Genomic DNA, 3,858 nt, shown 5'->3' on the forward strand with positions numbered 1-3,858 from the left:
ATGAGGCTCTGACGAGGTATTCCAGTGGGTACATCGTAGTCGGGCACACGAACACTGCCGAAATTTCAAGCCAAATCAGTATACGCCATTAAGATCAAGTCGCAACTTTAATTATACAGAAATTTTCAAATAATCTTGACGCTATAACAAACCGTGGTTAAGAGTTTGTGACTCGAGATTGTCTCTAGGACTATCGTGTATTCGCGTGTGGTTTAATGCGTATGCTGTTGCATATAGCGCTCAACGGTTTCGACAACCGCCTGAGTATGAGGGTCTACTTCCAGATTAACCAAGTCACCGACCTGGGCGTTTCCGAAGACCGTAAGAGAGAGCGTTTCCGGAATCAGGTAGACATTAAAACGCTGATCCTTTACTTCGCCAATCGTCAGGCTACAGCCATTTAGTGCAACAAACCCTTTTGGCAAAATATACTTCAGCCATTGTTCGCTGGCTTCAAACCAGAGGATGCAGTTATTTTCCGGGCGCTCGATCTTACATATGGAGACTTGATCGTGGATATGACCTGAGAGCAGGTGCCCCCCAATCTCATCACCAAAACGCGCCGCGCGCTCAAAGTTAACCTGATCGCCAACAGACAGCTGGCCGAGGTTGGTGACCTTCAGTGTTTCCATAATCAGGTCAAAGCTGACCAGATTGTCGTTAAAGGCTGTGACGGTCAGGCACGTGCCATTGATCGCAATGCTGGCCCCCAGCTGTAGGTTGTTTGCGTGCTCTGGCGGCAGTTCCAGCTGTAAACGCATGAATTGATCCTGCTTTTCGATGGATCGGATGGTGGCCTTACCCTGAACAATGCCAGTAAACATATTTTATTTCTCTCAAACTACAGATCTGACGACTAAAATCTAACGTAAGCGTATCAGGTTAACGCGATTCAAGGGAGTGTGCGATGAACGTGCTTATTACCGGGGGGACCGGTTTCATTGGTCAGGCATTTATCAAATGGCGTCAACCACACGGTTTGAACTTTACCTGCATCACCCGTAATCCGAAAAAAGCGCAAAAGCTATTTGGAGATTCTGTCCGGGCCGTCACCTCGCTGATGGAGGTTGATGGTGAAAAGTTCGATGCGGTAATCAATCTCTGTGGTGAACCCATTGCGGATCGCCGTTGGAGTGAAAAACGTAAACAGTTGCTGCGGTACAGCAGGCTGACGATGACGCACGCGTTAGTGGATTGGATGGCGATGTCGGAAAATAAACCCAGTGTGTTTATTAGCGGTTCGGCCATCGGATATTACGGCACTCATACAAGTGATGATCTTCTGGTCGAGGCCAGTGCTGTCCGTCAGGGGTTTACCCATTCTCTGTGTGCTGATTGGGAAGAAGAAGCGTTGCGCGCGGGCGAGTTAGGTGTGCGAGTCTGTCTGTTACGCACAGGCATTGTGCTCGGCAAAGGCGGGGCATTAAAAAAAATGCTGCCGGCGTTTCGTATGGGATTAGGTGGGCCAATTGGCACCGGCAAACAGTGGATGTCCTGGATTCATCTGCAGGATGAGCTGAGAGCCATCGACTTTTTGCTGCGGCATCAGACCTTGCAGGGGGCTTTTAACCTGACAGCACCTGAGGCGAGTCAGAACAGATGTTTCGCTGAGGCCTTAGGACAGGCATTGAAACGTCCGGCAAAACTACCCTTGCCACCGTTGGTTGTTGAGCTGATGTTGGGAGAAGGCGCTGAGTTGCTGCTGGAAGGGCAACGCGTTTATCCACAACGTTTGATGCAGGCGGGTTTCGAGTTTAAGTATCCTGAACTGGATGATGCTCTGGCAGCTATATTTTAATAGCTGCCGTAGAGCTTGCGTTCACGGATCTTATCCAGTGCCTCGATCAGCAGGTCTCCTTTCCAAAGATGCTCTTCATCATGGTTGAGGTGATGTTCCATATCCATCAGTAACAACTGCAGCGTTTGGCTGCCTGAGGCACGGGCGACATCTTCATTGTTGTAGATTTCATCGTCCGGCCATGAGTGCTGAGCCCATTCCAGCAGAAGTATCTGGCTAGCTGCGCAATGGTTCTGGTCGCAAGCCTGAGTCAACTCACCAAAGCTGCTGGCTTCAGCCAGATCGTAGTGTTCGATATCTTCAACGCTGTTTTCCAGCGGCGTGAATTCGGGGGCTTTTTCTTTGCTGTTGCGAATACGATGGAAAGAATATAGCCAGCCAAGGCTGGATATCACAGCCAAGGCGGTCAGTATCCAAATGAGAAACGTGCTCTGGCTTGCTGAATCTGGCGTATCCTCTGCCATTTCTGCGGTGCCTGTTGCTGTGACGGCATCAGTGTGAACAACGCTGTCACTGCTGAGAATGTCTGTGTTGCTGGCGGCTGAGACGTTGATTAAGCGCGGTGCCAGAGCAACTTCCTTTTCCCGATCCTGGCTGACATCCCACCATGGGATACGTATCTCCTGCAGGGTGATCTCACCGCGTTCATAGGGGGTGATAGTCAGTTCTTCAGAGCGTGTGCTGATGATGCCCTTCTCGGTCATCTGCTCTTCAAGAATGACGTTATCCAGCTGAATATCGGCCAGCTCGTTTTTAAGCGGACTGAGAGCGGGCAGTTCGGATGCGATGATGCCGTGGGCTTCTAGCGTCAGTGTGCGCTTAATGGGCTGTCCCATTGAGGTGCTATTACGAGGTTGCAGGTTATCTTCAAACAGGACCTGAGTTGTTGGCAGCCAGTAGCCGGGCCTTTTTTGGTGAGCTTGAGGTAAGACCGCGATCTCAGTGGCATTTTTTTGCAGCGGTTGGTCCAGACTGCGGGGTTTGCCGTCATTATAGGTGATCGGCTCCAGACGAATCAGGCCGGTTTGCTGTGGATAGATACCATAGCGACGTTCTAAAACCTGATAGTTTTGACCACGAACACGGGTGCTAAAACGTCGGTCTTCACCCAACGGCTTGATGACAGCATCCGTCGTAACAGGGTGGGAAAGTCGCGCTTCTTCAGGCAAAGGCTGCTTATGGAACAGCTTTACTGTCAGAATGGACTGGCTGTGCAGATAGATTTCATTGGTATCCAGTTCGGTTTCCAGTATCAGCTGACGTGACAAGAGCGGATTGGAACTGCGTTCGTTGGCGAGCACCATTAAAGAGATGGGTAGTGATCTTTCATCACCCACACGGATGGCCGGGATCGAGATTGCTCCCTGCTTTAGGGGGCGTAGTATAACGCGCCAACGGGTCGTGAAACGGGGCTCACCGCCGGTGTAACTGGAGATTGTCATCTGTTTGGAGCCAACGATGCGAAACTGAGCACTCAATGCAGACAGATCAGGATTCTGTCGAACCTTTTGGTCGGCCTCGATGGTCAGTTGCAGGGTTTCCCCCAGAGTCAGGGTCTGTACGTTCACCTGAGCATTGACCGCTGCCTGTAGGGGCAGGCTCATCAGTGAGCATAACAGTAACAACTTTCGCATATATAGAGCGTTCCAACGGGCTTCAAATCAGGACCCGACTATTATGGGTAAAGCGAAGGTGCTTATCAATCCGGATTGTTGCTGTGGTCCGACGCGCTGTAAAAGCGTAGAAATATAACAGTGCTTGCTGGCTATATGCGTTAAGTCAGGCTTATATTTTATGAGACAGATGATGACTCGTTGAACTGGCTACTGCAAGGATGGAATGGATATGCCGCGTTATGATGCTGAGAGTAAGGCCCAACTACTTTTTCAACTGAGCGAAGAGATTAACAGTCGGCTGCCTGAGGAGCGGGCCCGTGAGTTAAACGGTTTTATTCGTTTCTATTATGCTTCAGCGTCACCTGTGGATTTCTGTGAATGGCGTCTGGATGATCTCTATGGATCAACGGTAGCCTGCTGGCAGTTTCTGCAACAGCGTAAACC

General features: G+C 50.3%; 4 protein-coding genes. 2 read left to right on the forward strand and 2 right to left on the reverse strand.

Features of this window, described 5'->3' with window-relative positions:
- Nucleotides 1-212 precede the first annotated feature (212 nt).
- On the reverse strand, nucleotides 213-824 hold the full coding sequence (locus ABYW01_RS16235; RefSeq protein WP_372834674.1) for a riboflavin synthase subunit alpha: 612 nt from the start codon (nucleotides 822-824) through the stop codon (nucleotides 213-215).
- An 83-nt stretch (nucleotides 825-907) separates the two neighbouring features.
- On the opposite strand from ABYW01_RS16235, the gene ABYW01_RS16240 reads away from it, so the two are divergent.
- Nucleotides 908-1,798 carry a TIGR01777 family oxidoreductase gene (locus tag ABYW01_RS16240; protein ID WP_372834677.1) on the forward strand — a complete coding sequence of 297 codons (891 nt, stop codon included), beginning with the start codon at nucleotides 908-910 and terminating at the stop codon, nucleotides 1,796-1,798.
- Here the strand turns inward: ABYW01_RS16240 and ABYW01_RS16245 are convergent.
- On the reverse strand, nucleotides 1,795-3,432 hold the full coding sequence (locus ABYW01_RS16245; protein ID WP_372834679.1) for a BatD family protein: 1,638 nt from the start codon (nucleotides 3,430-3,432) through the stop codon (nucleotides 1,795-1,797). The genes ABYW01_RS16240 and ABYW01_RS16245 overlap by 4 nt on opposite strands.
- 211 nt (nucleotides 3,433-3,643) lie before the next feature.
- Here ABYW01_RS16245 and ABYW01_RS16250 point away from each other — a divergent pair.
- Nucleotides 3,644-3,858: hypothetical protein (locus ABYW01_RS16250; RefSeq protein ID WP_372834681.1), on the forward strand; the 215-nt coding region annotated here is incomplete at its 3' end.

It is taken from the genome of Pontibacterium sp. (assembly GCF_041587635.1).
Taxonomy (GTDB): domain Bacteria; phylum Pseudomonadota; class Gammaproteobacteria; order Pseudomonadales; family Balneatricaceae; genus Pontibacterium.

What these genes read in the sequence shown, in the direction of transcription:
- ABYW01_RS16240 (WP_372834677.1), top strand. Translation starts at nt 908, where the DNA reads ATGAACGTGCTTATTACCGGGGGGACCGGTTTCATTGGTCAGGCATTT.
- ABYW01_RS16245 (WP_372834679.1), bottom strand. Translation starts at nt 3,432, where the DNA reads ATGCGAAAGTTGTTACTGTTATGCTCACTGATGAGCCTGCCCCTACAG.
- ABYW01_RS16235 (WP_372834674.1), bottom strand. Translation starts at nt 824, where the DNA reads ATGTTTACTGGCATTGTTCAGGGTAAGGCCACCATCCGATCCATCGAA.